At 54.1% G+C, this 21,788-nt stretch carries 22 protein-coding genes; 8 read left to right on the top strand and 14 right to left on the bottom strand.

The genetic code is table 11. The features are described 5' to 3' along the window. Positions 1-389: 389 nt before the first annotated feature. Positions 390-956 (bottom strand): D-glycero-beta-D-manno-heptose 1,7-bisphosphate 7-phosphatase, encoded by a 567-nt coding sequence (gene gmhB / locus ACMVME_RS12340; protein ID WP_068795191.1) that lies wholly within the window; start codon positions 954-956, stop codon positions 390-392. A gap of 188 nt (positions 957-1,144) precedes the next feature. Here gmhB and metN point away from each other — a divergent pair, with 188 nt between their 5' ends. The 6 genes from metN (at position 1,145) to proS (ending at position 6,720) form a co-directional block, all read left to right on the top strand. Continuing rightward, positions 1,145-2,176 carry a methionine ABC transporter ATP-binding protein MetN gene (metN, locus tag ACMVME_RS12335; RefSeq protein WP_014168731.1) on the top strand — a complete coding sequence of 344 codons (1,032 nt, stop codon included), beginning with the start codon at positions 1,145-1,147 and terminating at the stop codon, positions 2,174-2,176. After that, complete coding sequence (locus ACMVME_RS12330) at positions 2,169-2,822, top strand: methionine ABC transporter permease MetI (RefSeq protein WP_014168730.1); 654 nt, start codon at positions 2,169-2,171, stop codon at positions 2,820-2,822. The genes metN and ACMVME_RS12330 overlap by 8 nt, the downstream gene beginning before the upstream one ends. A gap of 40 nt (positions 2,823-2,862) precedes the next feature. Then, positions 2,863-3,678: a methionine ABC transporter substrate-binding lipoprotein MetQ gene (gene metQ, locus ACMVME_RS12325; protein WP_014168729.1), complete on the top strand. Its 816-nt coding sequence runs from the start codon at positions 2,863-2,865 to the stop codon at positions 3,676-3,678. 106 nt (positions 3,679-3,784) lie between these two features. Next, a complete protein-coding gene (rcsF, locus tag ACMVME_RS12320) occupies positions 3,785-4,189 on the top strand; it encodes an Rcs stress response system protein RcsF (protein WP_014168727.1) in 405 nt (134 codons plus the stop codon). After that, complete coding sequence (gene tsaA / locus ACMVME_RS12315) at positions 4,186-4,890, top strand: tRNA (N6-threonylcarbamoyladenosine(37)-N6)-methyltransferase TrmO (RefSeq protein WP_025205135.1); 705 nt, start codon at positions 4,186-4,188, stop codon at positions 4,888-4,890. Before rcsF ends, tsaA begins: the two co-directional genes overlap by 4 nt. Before the next feature lie 111 nt (positions 4,891-5,001). After that, positions 5,002-6,720 carry a proline--tRNA ligase gene (gene proS / locus ACMVME_RS12310; RefSeq protein ID WP_014168725.1) on the top strand — a complete coding sequence of 573 codons (1,719 nt, stop codon included), beginning with the start codon at positions 5,002-5,004 and terminating at the stop codon, positions 6,718-6,720. A 53-nt stretch (positions 6,721-6,773) separates the two neighbouring features. On the opposite strand, the gene nlpE is transcribed toward proS, so the two are convergent. From nlpE to ACMVME_RS12295, 3 genes are read right to left on the bottom strand one after another with little or no spacing between them, the layout of a single operon-like run. Beyond that, positions 6,774-7,472: an envelope stress response activation lipoprotein NlpE gene (gene nlpE / locus ACMVME_RS12305; protein ID WP_014168724.1), complete on the bottom strand. Its 699-nt coding sequence runs from the start codon at positions 7,470-7,472 to the stop codon at positions 6,774-6,776. Between the two features lie 33 nt (positions 7,473-7,505). Next, positions 7,506-7,928 carry an alternative ribosome rescue aminoacyl-tRNA hydrolase ArfB gene (gene arfB / locus ACMVME_RS12300; RefSeq protein ID WP_020882624.1) on the bottom strand — a complete coding sequence of 141 codons (423 nt, stop codon included), beginning with the start codon at positions 7,926-7,928 and terminating at the stop codon, positions 7,506-7,508. Further along, complete coding sequence (locus ACMVME_RS12295) at positions 7,925-8,470, bottom strand: YaeQ family protein (RefSeq protein WP_014168722.1); 546 nt, start codon at positions 8,468-8,470, stop codon at positions 7,925-7,927. The genes arfB and ACMVME_RS12295 overlap by 4 nt, the downstream gene beginning before the upstream one ends. 196 nt (positions 8,471-8,666) lie before the next feature. Between ACMVME_RS12295 and ACMVME_RS12290 the strand changes: the two genes are divergently transcribed. Further along, entirely contained in the window at positions 8,667-8,867 is a 201-nt protein-coding gene (locus ACMVME_RS12290) for a YaeP family protein (protein WP_014168721.1), read from the top strand. Next, complete coding sequence (gene rof / locus ACMVME_RS12285) at positions 8,854-9,114, top strand: Rho-binding antiterminator (RefSeq protein WP_014168720.1); 261 nt, start codon at positions 8,854-8,856, stop codon at positions 9,112-9,114. The genes ACMVME_RS12290 and rof overlap by 14 nt, the downstream gene beginning before the upstream one ends. Before the next feature lie 28 nt (positions 9,115-9,142). On the opposite strand, the gene tilS is transcribed toward rof, so the two are convergent. From tilS to lpxD, 10 genes are all read right to left on the bottom strand, one after another. Then, on the bottom strand, positions 9,143-10,429 hold the full coding sequence (tilS, locus tag ACMVME_RS12280) for a tRNA lysidine(34) synthetase TilS (protein ID WP_282488758.1): 1,287 nt from the start codon (positions 10,427-10,429) through the stop codon (positions 9,143-9,145). A 57-nt stretch (positions 10,430-10,486) separates the two neighbouring features. Next, complete coding sequence (locus ACMVME_RS12275) at positions 10,487-10,876, bottom strand: VOC family protein (RefSeq protein WP_014168718.1); 390 nt, start codon at positions 10,874-10,876, stop codon at positions 10,487-10,489. 65 nt (positions 10,877-10,941) lie between these two features. Next, positions 10,942-13,074, bottom strand: coding sequence for a lysine decarboxylase LdcC (locus tag ACMVME_RS12270; RefSeq protein ID WP_014168717.1), 2,133 nt, complete (start codon positions 13,072-13,074; stop codon positions 10,942-10,944). A gap of 100 nt (positions 13,075-13,174) precedes the next feature. Further along, positions 13,175-14,134 carry an acetyl-CoA carboxylase carboxyl transferase subunit alpha gene (gene accA / locus ACMVME_RS12265; RefSeq protein WP_014168716.1) on the bottom strand — a complete coding sequence of 320 codons (960 nt, stop codon included), beginning with the start codon at positions 14,132-14,134 and terminating at the stop codon, positions 13,175-13,177. Between the two features lie 12 nt (positions 14,135-14,146). Then, positions 14,147-17,629: a DNA polymerase III subunit alpha gene (gene dnaE, locus ACMVME_RS12260; RefSeq protein ID WP_014168715.1), complete on the bottom strand. Its 3,483-nt coding sequence runs from the start codon at positions 17,627-17,629 to the stop codon at positions 14,147-14,149. 38 nt (positions 17,630-17,667) lie between these two features. After that, positions 17,668-18,264 (bottom strand): ribonuclease HII, encoded by a 597-nt coding sequence (gene rnhB / locus ACMVME_RS12255; protein ID WP_014168714.1) that lies wholly within the window; start codon positions 18,262-18,264, stop codon positions 17,668-17,670. Next, the gene (gene lpxB, locus ACMVME_RS12250; RefSeq protein ID WP_020882621.1) at positions 18,261-19,409 is read right to left on the bottom strand and encodes a lipid-A-disaccharide synthase; all 1,149 of its coding nucleotides are present in this window, start codon (positions 19,407-19,409) and stop codon (positions 18,261-18,263) included. Before lpxB ends, rnhB begins: the two co-directional genes overlap by 4 nt. Continuing rightward, positions 19,409-20,197 (bottom strand): acyl-ACP--UDP-N-acetylglucosamine O-acyltransferase, encoded by a 789-nt coding sequence (gene lpxA / locus ACMVME_RS12245; RefSeq protein ID WP_020882620.1) that lies wholly within the window; start codon positions 20,195-20,197, stop codon positions 19,409-19,411. The genes lpxB and lpxA overlap by 1 nt, the downstream gene beginning before the upstream one ends. A gap of 3 nt (positions 20,198-20,200) precedes the next feature. Continuing rightward, positions 20,201-20,656 (bottom strand): 3-hydroxyacyl-ACP dehydratase FabZ, encoded by a 456-nt coding sequence (gene fabZ / locus ACMVME_RS12240; RefSeq protein ID WP_010426706.1) that lies wholly within the window; start codon positions 20,654-20,656, stop codon positions 20,201-20,203. Between the two features lie 103 nt (positions 20,657-20,759). Beyond that, on the bottom strand, positions 20,760-21,785 hold the full coding sequence (lpxD, locus tag ACMVME_RS12235; protein ID WP_068795195.1) for a UDP-3-O-(3-hydroxymyristoyl)glucosamine N-acyltransferase: 1,026 nt from the start codon (positions 21,783-21,785) through the stop codon (positions 20,760-20,762). Between the last annotated feature and the right edge of the window lie 3 nt (positions 21,786-21,788).

The following is a 21,788-nucleotide window of genomic DNA, read 5'->3' as shown; positions in this document are numbered from 1 at the left end:
GATCAAACTCTTCAATTTAAGTTTGATGCTCGTGAATTAAACTTCGTAATGAATTACGTATGTTCACTCAGAGACTTTGGTATTCATTTAGTGTCCGAAGACATTAAGAATCCATGTCACTTTGAGTGCCCACACAGATTGTCTGATAAATTGTTAAAGAGCAGTTGCGACGCGGCTTACAGCTCACCGTCGCGAGGTGGCGTATATTACGCTTTCCTCTTTCAGAGTCAACCCTGAAGTTCAGGATTTTTTCTCTTCAACCGACCGGGTTAACTGTGAAGTGATTCACATCCGCCGTGTCGATGGAGGCGCATTATAGGGTGCCGCCGAGGAATGACAAGCGGAAATATGCATTTTTATTTCGACCGCTCACCTTTTCACCAAAAAGGCTATTTTTGGTGCTTTTTAATCTCTTTTGGCAGCTCTGCCAGGCTATTAATCACCCAATCCGCGGCACTCTCTGCTTCAGGGGTCACAGGTTTGCCGGTGCGCACAAGTATTTTAGTCCCCACACCTGCGGCGGTTGCTGCCTGCATATCTTCCAGTTTATCGCCCACCATATAAGAAGCAGCCATATCGATATGCAGGAATTCCTGCGCAGAGATAAACATTCCCGGATGCGGCTTGCGGCAATCACACGTCTGGCGAAACTCTTCTACAGTTCCCTGCGGGTGGTGCGGGCAATAGTAAATGCCATCAAGTTCGACACCGCGGTCAGCCAGCGACCAGTCCATCCATTCCGTCAGCGTCTCGAATTGCGCCTCGGTGAATTTTCCACGTGCGATGCCGGACTGGTTGGTCACGACCACCAGCGCATAGCCCATCTCTTTCAGCTGGCGCATGGCATCGATAACGCCCCCGATAAACTCGAACTCATCAATTTCGTGGACATAACCGTGATCCACATTAATAGTGCCATCACGATCGAGAAAAATTGCGGGTACTGATTTTGCCACCGGTTTGCTCCTGAAAAAGGCATGTACAGCTAGTATCTCATGAATCGCAGCGCAATAAAGTGCTCATCGTACAGAGTTGGATTGATTTAGACGTCTGGATGCCTTAACATCCGTTTTGTTTACGGTCATCACCCGTATCTGGCAGAAGAAAATGCCACGGCTAACTTACATACGATAAAAATAATCTAATGATTAAACTTTCCAATATCACCAAAGTGTTCCAGCAGGGGAACCGAACCATTCAGGCGCTGAACAATGTCAGCCTGCATGTTCCTGCTGGTCAAATTTATGGCGTCATTGGCGCATCGGGTGCAGGTAAAAGTACGCTGATCCGTTGTGTTAACCTGCTTGAGCGCCCAACCCAGGGTCGTGTAGAAGTAGGCGGGCAGGAACTGACCGCACTTTCAGAGAAAGAACTGACGAAAGCACGCCGCCAGATTGGCATGATCTTCCAGCACTTTAACCTGCTGGCCTCCCGTACGGTGTTTGGCAACGTTGCCTTGCCGCTGGAACTGGACAACACGCCAAAAGAAGAAGTTAAGCGTCGCGTAACCGAACTGCTGGATCTCGTTGGTCTGGGTGATAAACACGATAGCTACCCGGCAAACCTGTCCGGTGGACAAAAACAGCGTGTGGCCATTGCCCGCGCGCTGGCAAGTAACCCGAAAGTGCTGCTGTGCGATGAAGCCACCAGCGCATTAGATCCCGCCACTACGCGTTCCATTCTGGAGCTGCTGAAGGACATCAACCGTCGCCTCGGCCTGACCATTCTCCTTATTACACATGAAATGGACGTGGTGAAACGCATCTGTGATTGCGTCGCGGTAATCAGCAACGGTGAGTTGATCGAGCAAGACACGGTCAGCGAAGTGTTTTCCCATCCGAAAACCCCACTGGCACAACAGTTTATTCAGTCCACGCTGCACCTGGATATTCCGGAAGATTATCTGGAGCGTTTAAAAACAGAATCGACCGCTGACAGCGTCCCGATGCTGCGTATGGAGTTCACTGGCCAGTCCGTCGATGCGCCACTGCTGTCCGAAACCGCGCGCCGCTTTAATGTGAATAACAACATCATCAGCGCGCAAATGGATTACGCCGGTGGCGTGAAGTTCGGCATCATGCTGACGGAAATGCACGGCACACAAGCAGAAACCCAGGCGGCAATTGCCTGGCTGCAAGAACATCACGTAAAAGTAGAGGTACTGGGTTATGTCTGAGCCGATGATGTGGCTGCTGGTTCGCGGCGTTTGGGAAACGCTGGCAATGACCTTTGTATCAGGCTTCTTTGGTTTTGTGATTGGTCTGCCGGTCGGCGTGCTGTTGTATGTGACGCGCCCGGGACAAATCATTGAGAACGCGAAGCTGTATCGCACCCTGTCTGCACTGGTGAATATCTTCCGTTCTATCCCGTTCATTATTCTGCTGGTGTGGATGATTCCATTTACCCGTGTGATCGTGGGAACGTCTATCGGTTTGCAGGCAGCCATCGTTCCGCTGACCGTGGGAGCTGCGCCGTTTATCGCCCGTATGGTGGAAAACGCCCTGCTGGAAATCCCGACCGGTTTGATCGAGGCTTCCCGCGCGATGGGGGCAACGCCAATGCAGATCGTGCGTAAAGTCCTGCTGCCTGAAGCGCTGCCAGGGCTGGTTAACGCGGCAACCATTACGTTGATTACTCTGGTGGGTTATTCCGCGATGGGCGGTGCCGTTGGCGCCGGCGGTTTAGGCCAGATTGGCTACCAGTACGGCTATATTGGTTATAACGCTACCGTAATGAATACCGTTCTGGTATTGCTGGTTGTGCTGGTTTACTTAATCCAGTTCTCTGGCGATCGCATCGTCCGGACTGTTACTCACAAATAACGTTACACACAACACAAACTCGACGAGTTAAGGATATAACATGGCGTTTAAATTAAAGACCTTTGCAGCGGTAGGCGCGCTGATCGGCTCTCTGGCACTGGTGGGTTGCGGTCAGGACGAAAAAGATCCAAACCACATCAAAGTGGGCGTTATCGTGGGTGCAGAACAGCAGGTTGCTGAAGTCGCGCAGAAAGTCGCGAAAGAGAAGTATGGTCTGGACGTTGAGCTGGTGACCTTTAACGATTACGTTCTGCCGAACGAAGCGCTGAGCAAAGGCGATATCGACGCCAATGCCTTCCAGCACAAACCTTACCTGGATCAGCAGATCAAGGATCGCGGCTATAAACTGGTGGGTGTGGGTAACACCTTTGTTTACCCTATTGCCGGTTACTCCAAGAAAATTAAATCTCTGGACGAACTGCAGCCAGGCTCTCAGGTTGCCGTCCCTAACGACCCAACCAACCTTGGCCGTTCCCTGCTGCTGCTGCAGAAAGTGGGCCTGATTAAACTGAAAGACGGTGTTGGCCTGCTGCCAACCGTTCTGGATGTCACCGAGAATCCGAAAAATCTGAAAATTGTTGAGCTGGAAGCCCCACAGCTGCCACGTTCTCTCGACGACGCGCAGATTGCCCTGGCCGTTATCAACACCACGTACGCCAGCCAGATTGGCCTGACGCCAGCGAAAGACGGTATCTTCGTTGAAGACAAAGACTCCCCGTATGTAAACCTGATCGTGACTCGCGAAGACAACAAAGATGCGGAAAACGTGAAGAAGTTCGTACAGGCTTATCAGTCTGACGAAGTTTACCAGGAAGCCAACAAAGTGTTTAACGGCGGCGCTGTTAAGGGCTGGTAATCTCACCTCAGTGTAATATCATCAAGACGGGCTTATGCCCGTCTTGTCATTTGTGCAGTCAACTGATTCAATATCTGACGTTTTGATTATCCATTGAGGAATTATTATGCGTGCTTTACCGATCTGTCTTTTAGCACTCATGCTGAGCGGCTGTTCTATGCTAAGCAGATCTCCTGTTGAACCTGTCCAAAGCACGGCAACCCCGCCAAAAGCAGAACCCGTAAAACCGAAAGCGCCTCGCCCAGCGCCGGTTCGCATTATTACCAAAGCTGACGAACTCGTGGGTAAACCTTTCCGTGAACTGGGTGAAGTAAGCGGCGAATCCTGTCAGGCTACCAATCAGGACTCTCCACCGAATATCCCAACAGCGCGTAAACGCATGCAGATCAACGCGGCAAAAATGAAAGCCAACGCGGTTCTGCTGCATAGCTGCGAAGTGACCAGTGGAACACCGGGTTGCTACCGTCAGGCGGTTTGCATCGGCTCGGCGCTGAACATTACGGCGAAATGAGTTCATTTCAGTTCGAACAGATAGGCGTTATTCGCTCTCCCTATAAAGAGAAGTTCGCCGTGCCACGCCAGCCAGGCCTGGTCACCAGCGGTGGCGAGCTTCACTTGATCGCGCCCTACAATCAGGCCGATGCCGTACGCGGGCTCGAAGCATTCAGCCACTTATGGATTGTGTTTGTGTTTCACCAGACGATGGAAGGTGGCTGGCGTCCGACCGTACGCCCTCCTCGCCTGGGAGGCAACGCCAGGATGGGCGTGTTTGCGACGCGCTCAACCTTCCGTCCAAACCCTGTCGGGATGTCGCTGGTCGAACTGAAAGGTATACGCTGTCAGAAGGATCAGGTCATACTGGAGTTAGGCAGCCTTGACCTGGTTGATGGCACGCCGGTTATCGATATCAAGCCGTATCTCCCCTTTGCCGAAGCGTTACCCGACGCCCGCGCAAGCTATGCACAGGAAGCACCGCAGGCAGATATGCCTGTTCACTTCACGGCTGAGATAACCACGCAGCTTCAGCAGCTGGAAACACGCTATCCCCGCCTTCGTGACTTTATCACCGAAGTGCTGGCTCAGGACCCCCGTCCGGCCTATCGTAAAGAAGAGGACGCCGGGAAAACCTACGCCGTCTGGCTGCTGGATTTTAACGTTCGCTGGCGCGTGACCGGGGCAGGTTTTGAAGTGTTTGCCCTTGAACCCAGGTAATTTTGTCCTCCTCTCTTTTGGCATCTTTGCCACACTGGTAAACTAAACCACTTTTTTGTCTCAGGCTGGTGTTTCAGCCTGTTCCAATCGTCGAAATGGAACCGTAACAACATGCGTACTAGCCAATATCTGCTCTCCACTCTGAAGGAGACGCCTGCCGACGCCGAAGTGATCAGCCATCAGCTGATGCTGCGCGCCGGGATGATCCGCAAGCTGGCCTCCGGGTTATATACCTGGCTGCCGACCGGCGTGCGCGTCCTGAAAAAAGTCGAAAACATCGTGCGTGAAGAGATGAACAACGCCGGTGCTATCGAGGTGTCCATGCCTGTGGTTCAGCCCGCTGACCTGTGGCAGGAGAGCGGCCGTTGGGAGCAATATGGCCCTGAGCTGCTGCGTTTCGTTGATCGTGGCGAGCGTCCATTCGTCCTCGGCCCAACGCATGAAGAAGTCATTACCGACCTGATTCGTAATGAGCTGAGCTCTTACAAACAGCTGCCGCTGAACTTCTTCCAGATCCAGACCAAGTTCCGTGATGAAGTTCGCCCACGTTTCGGCGTCATGCGCTCACGCGAATTCCTGATGAAAGATGCTTACTCTTTCCATACGTCTCAGGAATCGCTGCAAGAGACCTACGACAAAATGTACGAGGCTTACAGCAAAATCTTCTCCCGTATGGGGCTGGATTTCCGTGCTGTGCAGGCTGATACCGGTTCTATCGGCGGAAGCGCGTCTCATGAGTTCCAGGTTCTGGCTCAGAGCGGCGAAGACGATGTGATCTTCTCTGACTCTTCTGATTACGCCGCGAACATCGAGTTTGCAGAAGCGCTGGCCCCTAAAGCGCCACGTGCTGCTGCAACCGAAGAGATGACGCTGGTTGATACACCTCACGCAAAAACCATTGCCGAGCTGGTTGAGCAGTTCAACCTGCCCGTCGAAAAAACGGTAAAAACCCTGCTGGTGAAATCCACCGAAGGTAGCGCGTACCCGCTGGTTGCCCTGCTGGTGCGTGGCGATCACGAACTGAACGAAGTGAAAGCTGAGAAGCTGCCTCAGGTTGCCAGCCCGCTGACGTTCGCAACGGAAGCGGAAATCCGTGCCGTCGTGAACGCAGGTCCTGGCTCTCTGGGCCCGGTGAATATGCCGGTTCCGGTGGTTATTGACCGTACGGTAGCCGCAATGAGCGACTTCGCCGCTGGCGCTAACATCGACGGTAAACATTACTTCGGCATCAACTGGGATCGCGATGTCGCGACGCCGGAAGTGGCTGATATCCGTAACGTGGTGGCAGGCGATCCAAGCCCGGACGGCCAGGGCACCCTGATGATCAAACGCGGTATCGAAGTGGGCCACATCTTCCAGCTGGGGGATAAATATTCCCGCGCGCTGAATGCCGCCGTTCAGGGGGAAGATGGCCGCAACCAGATCCTGACCATGGGTTGCTACGGTATCGGTGTGACGCGTGTGGTTGCAGCCGCCATTGAGCAAAACTACGACGAACGTGGCATCGTCTGGCCAGACAATATCGCCCCGTTCCAGGTGGCTATTCTGCCAATGAACATGCACAAGTCTTACCGCGTGCAGGAGCTGGCCGAAAAACTTTACTCCGAGCTGCGCGCTCAGGGTATCGAAGTGCTGATGGATGACCGTAAAGAGCGTCCAGGCGTGATGTTTGCCGATATGGAACTGATCGGTATCCCGCACACCGTAGTCATCGGCGACCGTAACCTCGACAGCGACGACATTGAATACAAATACCGTCGCAGTGGTGAAAAGCAGATGATCAAGACTGGCGACATTCTTGATTACCTGGTGAAAGCCATCAAAGGTTAACGTTAAACAAAAAACCCCGCTCAGGCGGGGTTTTTTAATGGGCCGATATCGGCTTATTTGCTGTTACAGTCTTTGCCCGCAACAAACTTCGCGTCTTTATCTGCCACCAGCGTTTTCACCAGCTCTCCGCTGTCCGGGTTCGGCTCCAGCGTAAAGTGACCATCTACCGTCAGCAGGACTGGCTTGCTGTCATTGCCACGCGCAACAGCGTAATCACGCTCCAGCTGCGCATTGTTCGCCACGCTGATTTTCTTGCCGGTGGCGCAGTCGGTAAAGATCGCCGCATCCGCCATATAGAAATACATCCCACGCATTGGCATTGGCGTTGCAGGCAGGGCAGCTTTCACCGGGGCCAGCGTATAGTTGAACTGGGACTCAATCGGATTGCCTTCGCGGTCGAGCATCTCCATCCCTTCACCTTTGGCGCGGAAATAGGTTTTCTCACCGGTGGTATCCGTCAGTACCAGCTTCTCAGCCGTACGCGCCCATGTCCCGTAGCTCGCAAAGGAAGATGGTTCTTTCGCCCCCTGATAACGCTGGTTCATAACCCAGGTACCGTCTTTCTGCAGGAACAGTGACGTTTCAATGCCCTCGCAGTCGGCACACGGTAAAACGCCGCGCCAGCTCTGCTGCATTGGTTTTAACTCTTCATTCTGCGCAGGCTGCACGACCTGCGTTTCAGAACGGTTGTTACACCCGAAAAGCGCAAACAGCGTACTCACTGCCAGCGCTGACAATAATGCTTTTTTCACAATGAATTCCTTATGAAATTGTGTTCCTTTTCGTCACTCCGTAGGGCGACGAACTTTACCGCGTAGTGCTTTCACTGTGGATTTTTGGGCCTTCGACGATAGCCGACGCTCTTTCGATGCGCGGGTCGGTCGCGTTGCCCGACGGCTTTTTTGCACTGCCGTTAGTTCTTTAATCATCGACACCAGTCTGGCAATCGCCGCTTCGCGGTTCAACTCCTGGCTGCGGTACTCCTGCGCTTTAATCACAATCACGCCATCACTGGTGATCAGATGATGGCTGGCAGCGAGCAGGCTTTCTTTGTAATACTCTGGCAGGCTGGAGGCCCGAATGTCAAAGCGCAAATGGATAGCCGTTGAAGCCTTGTTAACGTGCTGTCCACCCGCCCCCTGAGCACGGATGGCGGTGATCTCCAGCTCATTGTCAGGGATGCTCACGTTTCGGGACAAGACAATCATGGCGCTGGCTGCCACGCCGTCAAATGAATTTCCAGATTATTCTGAGAATCAGAAAGCCAGATAGCGCCGTCCTGAATTGTGGCCTGCAGGACCATCGTCCGGCTGGCAAACTCGCTCAGCTTCGCCAGCTGCTCATCGTCCAGATACCAGACGGTAAGGTTGGCAAACTGCCCGCACTTGCTCTTGCTTTGCTGCCACCAGATTTCCGCAGCACGTTGATTATACGCGAATAACGCCACGTTAGCGGACTGCGTGCAGGCCTTTTTAATGCGGCGCTCATCCGGCAGACCGAGTTCAATCCATAAATCGATACCCAGATGATCGTTGTGCAGCCAGGCCTCTGGCTCGTCCTCAGCGCTTAAGCCACGGCTAAATTGCAGACGCTCGTCAGCATACTTTATCCACGCCAGCAGGCGCAGCATCATGCGCTCCTGGGTTTCAGAGGGGTGGCGTGCCAGAGTGAGTGACGCATCCAGGAACTGGTTGCGGTCAAGATCTGCCACATTGACCACAGCTTTATAAATTGTCGCTTTCAGCGCCATGAGAGAACTCCTTTCGAATCAGGCGCACATTGTAGCGAAAAAGGAATAAAAAGGCTGTTCCTGGGTGAACATTCACCGGCTATCAAGGCGCTGATATTGCTTAAATGAGTATGGTATAGTCACCTTGCTAAACCGAGTTTATCTTCGTAGGCTTAATGATATCTCACAGTAAGTCAGTGCGCTGGCGGGAGGGGATGTGAATAATTATTGTGAGTTAATTCGCAAACGGTATGCGGAAATCGCCAGCGGAGATCTGGGGTATGTCCCGGACGCGTTGGGCTGTGTATTGAAAGTGCTTAATGAAGTGGCCTCTGATGAGGGCCTTTCAGAATCGGTCAGGGAAAAAGCAGCGTATGCTGCGGCGAATTTACTGGTGAGCGATTATGTCAATGAATGAAACTTATCAACCCATCAATTGTGATGACTATGACAACCTCGAACTCGCCTGCCAGCATCATTTAATACTGACGCTGGAGCTAAAAGATGGCGAAGTGTTGAAGGCAAAAGCCAGCGACCTGGTTTCGCGAAAGAATGTGGAATATCTGATAGTGGAAGATGCCGGGGCGACGCGTGAGCTACGTCTGGACAAAATTGCCAGCTTCAGCCACCCGCAAATCGGCACCGTTGTGGTGAGCGAATCCTGATGACACTAACGGGCAGCCCGGCTGCCCGTTACGCTTTCCACTCAAACTGCACGCCCGTTTCTGCCCACCCCTCTTGCGTAATGAATACCCCTGCTGCAGCAATCAGCGTTTCACCGTAGAAAAGTAGCGGCGTGGTATCGCGTCGCCAGGGCGGCACATTGCTCTCCTGCCAGATTTTCTTCAGCTTCCGCCCTCCGTTGCGCCCGACAATATGCAGCAGACCGCCCGCCTTAAAGCGCACGGTTACTGGCTCCCCGGGTTCAGGCAGACGCACATGGCCGGTTGGCACCAAAGACACACGACCGGCATCACAGGGCAACAGCAGCGGTTCCGCAAGCGACGGCCAGTCGAGCACCCTGTCGGCGAGCGAGGGAGATGATTTAACCCACCAGAGCGCCCCTTTATAGCGTCTGACGTCAAAACCGTTCAGGTGCACACACGGCGTAGCATCTTCCCGCGCCAGGGCGACTTCATCCCAGAGACGAGCCAGCATTGCCCGCGACGGCATAGCGGCACCGTGAGAGGCCAGCCAGCGTCGTAACAATGCGGCCCGACGCGCCGGGCTCATCGCTTCCAGCGGTGCGATGGTAAGCGATCCCTGCTCGGTAATCAGTTCCGCCAGCACTTCGCTCAGCAGCTCATCCAGCAGACTCTCCTGTTCAGCGCACAGCATGGCGCTGCGTGCTGCCGCTTCTGCAAAGTGCGGCCAGCGCTCGCTCAGAAGCGGTACGACACGCAGACGCAGGAAGTTACGGTCATAGCGGTCATCCTGGTTGCTTTCATCTTCAATCCAGCTCAGCCCGTGTTCCCGTGCCCACGTTTCCAGCGAGGCTCGCGTCTCGCCAAGCAGTGGGCGAAGGAGGTGCGATCCGGCGAAATCAGCCCGTTCTGGCATCGCGGATAATCCCGCCGGGCCGCTTCCTCGTTTGAGGGCCAGTAATAACGTCTCGCACTGGTCATCGAGATGCTGCGCCGTGACCAGCGCTTCGTCAGGCTGTAATTCAGCGGCAAAAGCGGCATAGCGTGCTTTACGCGCCTGCGCCTCAATGCCCAGCCCCTCATCATGAAGATGTACACGTTCAACAGTCAGCGGGATCGCCCATGCCGCACACACCGCCTCGCAGTGTGCCACCCACGCATCCGCGTGCGGGCTTAACCCGTGATGAATGTGCATCGCCCGAAGCTGAATATCAGGCTCGTTGTCACGCCAGAGTTTGAGACGGTGGAGCAGAACGGTGGAATCCAGGCCACCGCTAAACCCCACCAGCAGCTGGCGGTACGGTGAAACGGCTTGAGCAATCGCGGGTAGGGTCATAGAAAATCACACATAAAAATGCCCGAACTGAGCGGGCATTATCACACAGGGTGGAAATTACTGCTGGTAAAGCTCCAGCGGAAGGCCATCCGGATCGTTGAAAAAGGTAAAACGCTTGTCCGTGAACGGATCGATACGAATCGCTTCGCACTTCACGCCGTGGGTCTCCAGATGTTTTACGGCGCGATCAATGTCGTCGACGCTAAAGGCAAGGTGGCGCAGGCCGCAGGCTTCCGGGCGGGACGGACGTGCTGGCGGAAAAGGAAAAGAGAACAGCTCAATCACATATTGCCCGTTTAAAGCGAGATCGCCTTTCCAGGAGTCACGCTCCTCACGGTAAGCCTCGCTTAACAACGTAAAGCCCAGAATATCGCAGTAGAAGGCCTTACTTTTTGCGTAATCGGTGGCAATGATCGCAATATGGTGAACCTGTTTTAAACCCAGCATAGCTTCTCCTTTTTATGATGCCTGAACGTTACAACCGACAACCCGGGCCTGGCAAGCTGTCGCCCTTATTTTAGGACTCGCACCCAGTAAACCCCTTGCTCATCGCGCTTCGCCCCGTGAATATCAGTCTCAAAGCCTGGATAGTGGCGCCCCACTGAGCAGAGCATCAGCAGAAAATCGAGCACCGCCCGACTCTCTTCGGTGATCATCTCCCCCGGCATCAACAACGGTACGCCCGGCGGATAAGGCAGGATCATGTTAGCCGACACGCGCCCGACCAGATTTTCCAGCTCAACGGTTTCAACCTCCCCTTTCACCTGACGTTGCCAGGCCTTGTGTGGGGTCAACTTCATCTCCGGTAGCACGTCAAACGCCTGCAGCATCAGGCGCGGCAGATCGTGCTGACGGATCAGCCGATGGATCCCCTGGGCCAGATCCTGAATACGCATATTGCGGTAGAAGTCAGGATCTTCAGCATAAAGATCCGGCAGCATATTTTTCACCCGCAGGTTGAGATCGTAAGCGCGCTTAAACTCCATCAGTCCGCGCAATAAGCCCATCGCACGGGTTTTATCAATCCCAATACTGAACAGGAACAAGAGGTTATACGGGCCGGTTTTCTCCACCACTACGCCACGTTCATCAAGGAATTTTGCCACCAGAGCAGCAGGAATGCCTTCGTCACTCATCGTGCCCTGTTCGTCCATCCCCGGCGTCAGGATCGTCACCTTCACCGGGTCGAGGAACATATGGTCGGCGTCGGCATCGCGAAAACCGTGCCAGCTCTCGCCGGGTGAGACAGGCCAGCACTCGGCCTCATCAATCTCTTCGGGTTGCCAGATATCGAAGAACCAGCCGTCCGCTTCATCTTTAAGCCGCTGAACTTCTTTACGGAAATGCAGCGCCCGCTCTACAGACCGATTGATCAGACGCTTGCCCGGATTCCCGCGCAGCATTGCCGCCGCCGTTTCAATAGAGGCCACCAGCGGATAGCTTGGCGAGGTGGTGGTGTGCATCATAAAGGCTTCGTTAAACGTCTCTTCGTCGTACTCGCCTTTGATGTGAATAAGCGAGGCCTGAGAAAACGCGGCCAGCATTTTGTGCGTCGACTGCGTTTCGAAAAACACTTTGCCCGGCACGCGCTCACCGCTCATGCCGCTTTTTCCCGCGTAAATCGGATGAAAGTTGGTGTATGGCACCCACGCGGAGTCAAAGTGGATCGACGGCACATCCAGCGTCTGCTTAATCCAGTTGGTGTTATAGAGCAGACCGTCATAGGTGGAGTTAGTGATGACCGCGTGGATCGGCCAGCTTGCCCCCGGGATCGCCGCGACCTTATGTTCAATCGCGGCGTGGCTAAATTCACGACGCGGGATCCCGCCGAGGATCCCAAGCGCGTTTCGCGTCGGGGAGAGCCATAACGGCACGACATCGCTCATCATCAGCAGATGAGCCAGCGACTTGTGGCAGTTACGGTCAATCAGCAAGGTGCTGCCGGCGGGTGCGGCGTACATTCCGACGATTTTGTTTGATGTCGAGGTACCGTTGGTCACCATATAACTCTGCTCGGCCCCAAAAGTCCGGGCAATGTATTCTTCAGCTTCCAGGTGCGGTCCGGTGTGATCGAGCAGCGAGCCGAGTTCAGTGACGGAAATCGACACGTCCGCTTTGAGCGTGTTGCCCCCGAAGAAATCATAGAACAAACAACCCACCGGGCTTTTTTGATAGGCCGTCCCTGCCATATGGCCAGGCGTGCAGAAGGTGTATTTGCCTTCTTTGACGTAAGTGAACAGCGCGCGGGTAAACGGTGGCGTGATGTTATCGAGATATTCACCGGTGTACTGCTGAATACGGGTCGCAATATCTTCCGCGACACCGAGTGAGTATTCAAAGAACCACAGCGCCATTCGCATATCATGAGCGCTCACGTCCATTGTCGAGTGGGTATTAATAAAAGCGTACAGAGGGAGATATTCGTTCAGCTTATTGATATCGCTGCACAACTCCATGTCGTACTCGTCCCAGTCGAAGATCACGCCACAGATGCGAGGGTTGTGCTCGATAAATTTCAGCAGGTCGGCGCTATTGTGCGGCCAAATCAGCTGGTACCCGCGGGACTGAAGGGCGTGCTCCAGCTCCTTAATGGGCTCGTCTTTATAAAAGACGCCGTGCGGCCCCATAATGGCGATGATGTTCACGGTTTACCTCCTTGAAAAACATTAGCTAAGCATAGTTAAGGTAAACGGCAGGCATAAAAAAAGCCGCAACAATGTGCGGCTTTTAGGATAATTGTGAAGCTTACGCGTAACCGTAGGTCATCAGACGCTGGTAACGACGGTTGAGCAGATCTTCTGTGCTCAGGACATCCAGGTCCGCCAGGTCTGCCAGCAGCTGCGCTTTCAGGGAAGCCGCCATCACTTCCGGCTTACGATGCGCGCCACCCAGAGGTTCAGGGATCACGGAGTCGATCAGCTTCAGCTCTTTCAGACGTGGGGCAATGATGCCCATCGCTTCTGCAGCCAGAGGCGCTTTATCGGCGCTCTTCCACAGAATAGAGGCACAGCCTTCCGGGGAGATAACGGAATAGGTGCTGTACTGCAGCATATTCACTTTATCGCCCACGCCAATCGCCAGCGCACCACCGGAACCCCCTTCACCGATAACGGTACAGATGACCGGCACCTTCAGGCGAGACATCTCGCGAAGGTTGCGTGCGATGGCTTCTGACTGGCCACGCTCTTCCGCGCCCACGCCAGGATACGCACCCGGGGTGTCGATGAAGGTGATGATTGGCATCTTGAAACGCTCAGCCATCTCCATCAGACGCAGGGCTTTACGGTAGCCTTCTGGTGCCGGCATACCAAAGTTACGGCGAATTTTCTCTTTGGTTTCACGACCTTTCTGATGACCAATGATCATCACCGGGCGCCCGTCCAGACGTGCGATGCCGCCGACGATAGCTTTGTCGTCAGCGTAAGCGCGATCGCCTGCCAGTTCGTCAAATTCGTCAAACGCCAGGCGGACATAATCCAGGGTGTACGGACGCTGTGGATGACGCGCCAGCTGGGCGATCTGCCATGCGCCGAGATCGGCAAAGATTTTGCGCGTCAGTTCTACGCTTTTCTCACGCAGACGATGCACTTCTTCATCGATGTTAATATCCAGTTTTTCATCCTGACGGCTTACCGCTGTCAGAGAATCGATTTTCGCTTCCAGCTCAGCAATCGGCTGTTCGAAATCAAGGAAATTCAGACTCATAGTATTCCTGTATTAGTCAAACTCCAGTTCCACCTGCTCCGAACCAATGAGGCCACGGAGATCGTTAAGTAAACGATCGCTCGGAGAGACACGCCACGTTGCACCAAAGCGCAACCGCGCACGTGCATCCGCCCTCTGATAGTAGAGATGTACTGGAATTGTCCCCGAGCGGTGGGGTTCCAGAGACTGACGGAGTCGGTTTAAAAGCTGGTCATCAATTTGCCTGTCCGTCAGCGAGATAGCAAGCCCGCGAGCATATTTTTCCCGGGCTTCGTCAATGTCCATCACTTCGCGGGCGGTCATTTTAAGCCCCCCACTGAAGTCATCAAAGCTGACCTGTCCGCTGACGATAAGTATGCGGTCTTTTTCCAGCAAATGCTGGTATTTATCCAGCGCGTCGGTGAACAACATCACCTCCAGACGCCCGGAACGGTCATCCAACGTACAGATGCCGATACGATTGCCGCGCTTGGTGACCATAACCCTTGCAGCAATCACGAGCCCCGCAGCCGTGGTGATTTTACCACGTTCTGTCGGATGCATGTCTTTCAGCCTGTAGCCTCCGACATAGCGCTCAATTTCTTTGATGTACTGGGTGATGGGGTGCCCCGTCAGGTATAAGCCTAACGTTTCACGCTCTCCATCCAGCACCACCTGTTCTGGCCACGGCTGGCAGCTGGCATAAGACTGCTCTATCTGCTCTGGCTCTTCCGCCAGTACGCCAAACATATCCGCCTGACCGATCGCTTCCGCTTTGGCGTGCTGATCCGCCGCTTTCAGCGCATCGCCGAGAGAGTTCATCAGCGCGGCACGATGCGGCCCCAGCCTGTCGAACGCGCCGGACATGATCAGTTTTTCGAGCACGCGGCGGTTCAGTTTTTTGGTGTCCGTACGGGCGCAAAGATCGAACAACTCGCGGAAATAACCGCCGTTGTTACGCGCTTCGAGGATCGCCTCAATCGGGCCTTCACCCACGCCTTTGATCGCGCCAATCCCGTAAACAATTTCCCCGTGCTCGTTGACGTGGAAATGATAGAGACCAGAGTTGATATCCGGCGGCAGGATCTTAAGCCCCATGCGCCAGCACTCATCGACCAGGCCAACCACCTTCTCGGTGTTGTCCATATCGGCAGTCATAACCGCCGCCATAAATTCAGCAGGATAGTGCGCTTTCAGCCACAGCGTCTGGTAAGAGACCAAAGCATAGGCAGCAGAGTGGGATTTGTTAAATCCGTACCCGGCGAATTTCTCTACCAGGTCAAAGATTTTGATCGCCAGCTCGCCATCAATACCGTTTTTTCTTGCGCCTTCTTCGAAGGTGCCGCGCTGCTTGGCCATCTCTTCCGGCTTTTTCTTACCCATCGCACGACGCAGCATGTCCGCGCCGCCAAGGGTGTAGCCAGAGAGCACCTGGGCAATCTGCATAACCTGTTCCTGGTACAGGATAATGCCGTAGGTTGGCTCCAGAACGGGCTTCAGGCACTCGTGCTGCCACTGCACATCCGGATAGGAAATCTCTTCACGCCCGTGCTTACGGTCGATAAAGTTATCTACCATCCCTGACTGTAGCGGGCCCGGACGGAACAGGGCCACCAGTGCGATCATATCTTCGAAGCAGTCAGGCTGCAGGCGCTTAATCAAATCTTTCATGCCGCGGGATTCAAGCTGGAAGACGGCGGTGGTCTCCGAGCGCTGCAGCATGTCGAAACTTTTCTTATCATCAAGCGGGATGGCCGCGATATCCAGCGGCGGCTCGCCGTTCTTCTCGCGACGGGCGTTGATCATCTCCAGCGCCCAGTTGATGATGGTGAGCGTACGCAGACCGAGGAAGTCAAACTTCACCAGCCCGGCGTATTCGACGTCGTTCTTGTCAAACTGGGTGACCGGATGCTGGCCCGCTTCATCGCAGTATAGCGGCGCAAAATCGGTGATTTTGGTCGGCGCGATAACCACCCCACCCGCATGCTTACCGGCGTTACGCGTGACGCCTTCCAGCTTGCGGGCCATGTCGATCAGCGCTTTAACTTCTTCATCGGCTTCGTAGATTTCTGGCAGCTGTGGTTCAGCTTCAAATGCTTTTGCCAGCGTCATACCTGGGTCAGGTGGCACCAGTTTAGAGATACGATCGACAAAACCGTACGGATGCCCCAGTACACGGCCAACGTCGCGAATAACCGCTTTCGCTGCCATCGTACCGAAGGTAATAATCTGCGATACCGCGTCGCGGCCGTACATGTCCGCCACGTGTTCAATAACCTGGTCGCGTTTCTCCATGCAGAAGTCGACGTCAAAGTCGGGCATCGAGACACGTTCCGGGTTAAGGAAACGTTCGAACAGCAGGTCAAATTCCAGCGGGTCGAGGTCGGTAATTTTGAGTGCATAGGCCACCAGCGAGCCCGCACCGGAGCCACGCCCCGGTCCAACCGGTACGCCGTTATCCTTCGACCACTGGATAAACTCCATAACGATCAGGAAGTAGCCCGGGAAACCCATCTGGTTGATCACCTGGAGTTCAATATCCAGGCGCTCGTCATACTCTGGACGACGCTTTTTACGCTCTTCTTCATCCGGGAAGAGGAATTCCAGACGCTCTTCGAGGCCTTCTTTTGACTTCATGACCAGGAAGTCTTCCGTGGTCATGTCCCCGGTCGGGAACTGCGGCAGGAAGTATTCGCCAAGGCGCACGGTGACGTTACAGCGTTTGGCTATCTCAACGCTGTTCTCCAGCGCTTCCGGGATATCGGAGAAGAGTTCGCACATCTCTTCTTCATTGCGCATGTACTGCTGCGTCGAGTAGTTACGCGGACGTTTCGGATCGTCAAGCGTGAAGCCATCATGGATCGCGACGCGAATCTCATGCGCGTCAAAATCGCCAGGCTCAAGGAAACGCACGTCATTGGTTGCCACCACGGGCAGGCCGCGTTCTTCAGCCAGCGCAACCGCAGCGTGCAGGTAACTCTCTTCGTCCTGACGACCGGTGCGGATCAGCTCAAGGTAGTAACGATCCGGGAAATGTTCTTCATAGAACGACACGCACTGATCCACCAGCGCACTGTTGCCACGCAGCAGACATTTGCCAACATCACCCATACGGCCGCCGGAGATCAGCAGCAGCCCGTCGTTCAGCTCAGCCAGCCAGTCCCGGTCAATCCACGGCCCCAGTGCGCCATAGCCGCGCTGATAGGCTTTGGAGATAAGCAGAGTAAGGTTTTGATACCCCACGTTATTCATCGCTAACACGGAGATTTGCGTCAATTCATCGCCGATAAGATCGCTTTGGACGTGAAAATCCGCGCCAACGATGGGTTTCATCCCCGCGCCATGTGCCGCTCCGTAGAACTTCACCAGGCCGCACAGGTTGGTAAAATCGGTGATCGCCAGCGCAGGCATGCCAAGCGAGGCCGCCTTTTTTACCAGCGGTCCGGTCTTCGCCAGCCCATCGATCATGGAGTAGTCGCTATGCACCCGCAGGTGTACGAAACGTGGTTCAGCCATCTTCAGATTCCGCGTTACTTAATTGCTTGCGTATTGATTCAGGACACCAGTCCCAGCGCGCGTTTCACCGGGCCAAAGCTGCGTCGGTGATGTTCAGTTGCGCCATGTTCAGCCAGCCTTTCCAGATGAAAGGCCGTTGGATAACCCTTATGCTGGGCGAAGCCATACTGAGGGTAAGTGAGGTCCAGCGCGGCCATTTCGGCATCACGCGTCACTTTGGCAATGATAGAAGCCGCACTGATTTCTGCGACCCGGCTATCGCCTTTCACCACCGCCATTGACGGCATCGGCAATGCAGGGCAGCGGTTTCCGTCAATCAGGACATACTCCGGGGTAATTTTCAGACCCGCCACTGCACGCTGCATCGCCAGCATAGTGGCATGCAAAATATTGAGTTCGTCGATCTCATGCGGCTCTGCACGCCCCAGGCTCCAGGCCAGCGCCTTTTCCTGAATCTCACTAAACAGCGCCAGACGGCGCTTCTCAGACAATTTTTTAGAGTCGTTTAACCCGATAATCGGGCGAGCAGGATCGAGGATCACCGCAGCGGTCACCACTGCACCCACTAACGGGCCACGACCGACTTCGTCCACACCCGCCACGAGGTGGGTGTGAGGATAAATAAATTCCATCATTTTGCTAACTCCAGCACCGCTTCAGCCGCTTGTTCATCGGCATTACAGCGGATCTGCTGATGCAGTTCGCGGAACGTATCATGCATCTGGTGGCTGGTTTTGCCATCGGCCAGTAGCGGTAACAACGCATCGGCCAGCGCCTGCGGCTCGCACTCATCCTGCAGAAGCTCTTTTACCAGCTCGCGCCCGGCAAGCAGGTTTGGCAGAGAGACATAGTCCGTTTTCACCAGACGTTTCGCCAGCCAGAAGGTGAACGGCTTCATGCGATAGCCAACCACCATCGGGCACTTCGCCAGCATACACTCCAGCGCAGCGGTACCCGAGGCCAGCAGTGCGGCGTCGCTTGCGACCATCGCTTCACGGCCCTTCCCGTCCAGCAGATGAACATGGAGATCCGGAGCAACCTCCGCCTTGATGCGCTCAAACTGCTCGCGACGTTTTGCATTCACCAGCGGCACAACCACTTCGAGGTCAGGATAGGTCTTGCGAAGGATTTGCGCCGTTTTCAGGAAGTCCGCGCTGAGCATCTCGACTTCTGCACCACGGCTACCGGGCAGCAGTGCCAGACAGTGCGCATCATGAGGAATACCCAGCACATCGCGCGCCGCGTTTTTATCCGGATCCAGCGGCATTGCATCCGCCATGGTATGACCGATAAAACGGCACGGGACATTAAATTTGTCGTAAAACGCTTTTTCGAAAGGCAGAAAAGCCAGTACCAGGTTGGTTGACCGTCCGATTTTGAAAACGCGTTTCTGTCGCCACGCCCAGACGGACGGACTGACATAATGAATGGTTTTGATGCCCTTCTGCTTCAGATTCCCTTCGAGGGTAATGTTGAAATCCGGTGCATCGATACCGACAAACACATCGGGTTTGAGTTCGGTAAAGCGACGGGTGAGATCGGCACGAATGTGCAGCAGACGACGCAGGCGACCCAGCACCTCAACGATGCCCATCACAGCCAGCTCTTCCATTTCATACCAGGCTTCACAGCCTTCGGCCTGCATCAGCGGGCCAGCAACGCCTACAAAGCGTGCATTGGGTACCCGGGCCTTTAGCGCACGGATAAGACCTGCACCAAGAATATCGCCGGAGGTTTCTCCGGCGACCAGGGCTATCGTAAGCGGACGACTGTCGACCATTAACGAATCAGACCCCTTGTGGAACGGTCAAAGAACGTCATGAACTCGTTCACTTCAGGGTGCTTTTCCGCCAGCTCGGCAATTTCCGGCTTCGCCTCTTCCAGCGTTTTACCGCTACGGTACAACAGTTTGTACGCGTTGCGGATTGCAGTAATCGCTTCGCGGCTAAAGCCACGACGCTTGAGGCCTTCGATGTTCACGCCAAACGGCGTGGCATGGTTACCCTGCGCAATGACGAACGGTGGGACATCCTGCGCCACACCGGAGCATCCGCCGACCATCACGTGTGCACCAATGATGCAGAACTGATGGACTGCGGTCATGCCGCCAATAATTGCGAAATCATCTACCGATACGTGTCCTGCCAGCGTTGCGTTGTTGGCAAGAATACAGCGGTTACCTACCGTACAGTCGTGCGCGATATGCGCATTAACCATAAACAGGTTGTCGCTGCCCACCTTCGTCAATCCACCACCCTGTACTGTTCCACGATGAATGGTGACGCTTTCGCGAATGCGGTTACGATCGCCGATTTCCAGACGGGTCGACTCACCAGCATATTTAAGATCCTGGTTTACTTCGCCGATGGAAGCGAACTGATAGATCTCGTTATTGCAGCCAATAGTCGTATGACCATTCACGACAACGTGAGATTTCAGTACTGTACCCTCACCAATTTCGACATGGGGTCCAACAATACAAAATGGGCCAATATGGACGTTAGCACCAATAATGGCACCGACTTCCACAATGGCGGTAGGATGAATAAAGGCGGATTTATCAATCACGTATCAAGACTCCCGGCTACGAGCACACATCATAGTCGCTTCGCAAACAACTTTGCCGTCAACCAGAGCTACGCCTTTGAAGCGAGTCAGGCCGCGACGCGTTTTTTCAAAAGTGACTTCCATGATCATCTGATCACCAGGCACGACAGGACGCTTGAAGCGCGCTTCATCGATACCCGCGAAGTAGTACAGCTCACCCGGCTCCAGTTTGCCCACGCTTTTAAACGCAAGAATACCGGTAGCCTGTGCCATCGCTTCCAGAATTAACACACCCGGGAAGATAGGTTTACCCGGGAAGTGTCCCTGGAAGAACGGCTCGTTCACGGAAACATTTTTCACTGCGCGCAGAAAACGACCTTCTTCAAAATCCAGCACACGGTCTACCAGCAAAAACGGGTAGCGGTGCGGCAGAAGTTCTAAAATCTCTTCAATATGCAGAGTATGAGTGTCAGTAGTCAAAATACTCTTCCTGTCAAAATGTACTGATAAAAATAATAACACGGCCTGCCGGTTTATAAGAAAGCCGACAGGCCGGGGAATATAGCATTAAACGGATGAACGCTTAGTCTTGTTGATCGATTTTGCGCTCAAGAGACTTGAGTCGCTTGCTCATATCATCAATATTCATCACCAGAGCAGCTGTTTTACGCCATACCTTGTTTGGTTGCAGCGGGATGCCAGAGGAATAGACGCCAGGTTCGGTGATAGGACGCATTACCATGCCCATTCCTGTCACGGTCACCTTGTCGCATATTTCCATATGGCCATTAATCACGCTCGCACCGCCGATCATGCAGTAACGGCCAATTTTCAGGCTGCCCGCCATGATAACGCCACCCGCAACCGCGGTATTGTCGCCAATCACAACGTTATGCGCAATCTGGCACTGATTATCGATGATAACACCATTGCCAATAATCGTATCGTCAAGTGCACCACGGTCAATGGTGGTACAAGCACCGATCTCAACACGATCGCCGATAATCACGCGACCAAGCTGTGGGATCTTAACCCAATTACCACGATCGTTAGCGTAGCCAAAGCCATCAGAACCAATCACTGTGCTGGACTGAATGAGGCAATTTTCGCCAATTTCTACTTCATGGTAAACAGACACGTTGGCCCATAAACGGGTCCCGGCGCCGATTTTCGTATTTTTCCCAACGAAGCAACCTGGGCCAATGACAACGTTATCGCCCAGCACCACGCCAGATTCGATAACGGCATTTGCGCCAACTGCCACGTTGCGACCAAGCTGAGCCGTCGGATCAATCGCTGCACTGGCAGCAATGTCCTGCGCCGGCTGCGGCGTGGAATCAAGAATTTGTGCCATGCGTGCATACGTCAGGTAGGGATTTTTCACTACCAACGCGCTTCCAGTGGCAAACGGAAGATCGTCCTGCGTCAGAACAACAGCTGACGCCTGGCATTGAGCCAGTTGCTCACGGTACTTAGGGCTTACCATGAAGGTAATAGTGCCGGCTTTAGCAGATTGCATGGACGCAACAGCGGTGATGACGAGATCGCCATCACCGTGTAATTCTGCATCCAACTGCTGAGCTAAATCAGCCAGTCGAATTGAAGGCATTAC

This window comes from Enterobacter cloacae complex sp. 2024EL-00711, from assembly GCF_047529885.1.
In the GTDB taxonomy this organism is placed as follows: Bacteria; Pseudomonadota; Gammaproteobacteria; order Enterobacterales; family Enterobacteriaceae; genus Enterobacter; species Enterobacter ludwigii.
The sequence above is the reverse complement of the archived record's forward strand: the minus strand, read 5'-3'. Positions and strand labels throughout refer to the sequence as shown.

Coding starts and splice junctions, on each gene's coding strand:
- metN (WP_014168731.1), top strand. CDS start 1,145: ATGATTAAACTTTCCAATATCACCAAAGTGTTCCAGCAGGGGAACCGA.
- ACMVME_RS12330 (WP_014168730.1), top strand. CDS start 2,169: ATGTCTGAGCCGATGATGTGGCTGCTGGTTCGCGGCGTTTGGGAAACG.
- metQ (WP_014168729.1), top strand. CDS start 2,863: ATGGCGTTTAAATTAAAGACCTTTGCAGCGGTAGGCGCGCTGATCGGC.
- rcsF (WP_014168727.1), top strand. CDS start 3,785: ATGCGTGCTTTACCGATCTGTCTTTTAGCACTCATGCTGAGCGGCTGT.
- tsaA (WP_025205135.1), top strand. CDS start 4,186: ATGAGTTCATTTCAGTTCGAACAGATAGGCGTTATTCGCTCTCCCTAT.
- proS (WP_014168725.1), top strand. CDS start 5,002: ATGCGTACTAGCCAATATCTGCTCTCCACTCTGAAGGAGACGCCTGCC.
- arfB (WP_020882624.1), bottom strand. CDS start 7,928: ATGATTGTCTTGTCCCGAAACGTGAGCATCCCTGACAATGAGCTGGAG.
- ACMVME_RS12295 (WP_014168722.1), bottom strand. CDS start 8,470: ATGGCGCTGAAAGCGACAATTTATAAAGCTGTGGTCAATGTGGCAGAT.
- rof (WP_014168720.1), top strand. CDS start 8,854: ATGTCAATGAATGAAACTTATCAACCCATCAATTGTGATGACTATGAC.
- tilS (WP_282488758.1), bottom strand. CDS start 10,429: ATGACCCTACCCGCGATTGCTCAAGCCGTTTCACCGTACCGCCAGCTG.
- ACMVME_RS12275 (WP_014168718.1), bottom strand. CDS start 10,876: ATGCTGGGTTTAAAACAGGTTCACCATATTGCGATCATTGCCACCGAT.
- accA (WP_014168716.1), bottom strand. CDS start 14,134: ATGAGTCTGAATTTCCTTGATTTCGAACAGCCGATTGCTGAGCTGGAA.
- dnaE (WP_014168715.1), bottom strand. CDS start 17,629: ATGGCTGAACCACGTTTCGTACACCTGCGGGTGCATAGCGACTACTCC.
- rnhB (WP_014168714.1), bottom strand. CDS start 18,264: ATGATGGAATTTATTTATCCTCACACCCACCTCGTGGCGGGTGTGGAC.
- lpxB (WP_020882621.1), bottom strand. CDS start 19,409: ATGGTCGACAGTCGTCCGCTTACGATAGCCCTGGTCGCCGGAGAAACC.
- lpxD (WP_068795195.1), bottom strand. CDS start 21,785: ATGCCTTCAATTCGACTGGCTGATTTAGCTCAGCAGTTGGATGCAGAA.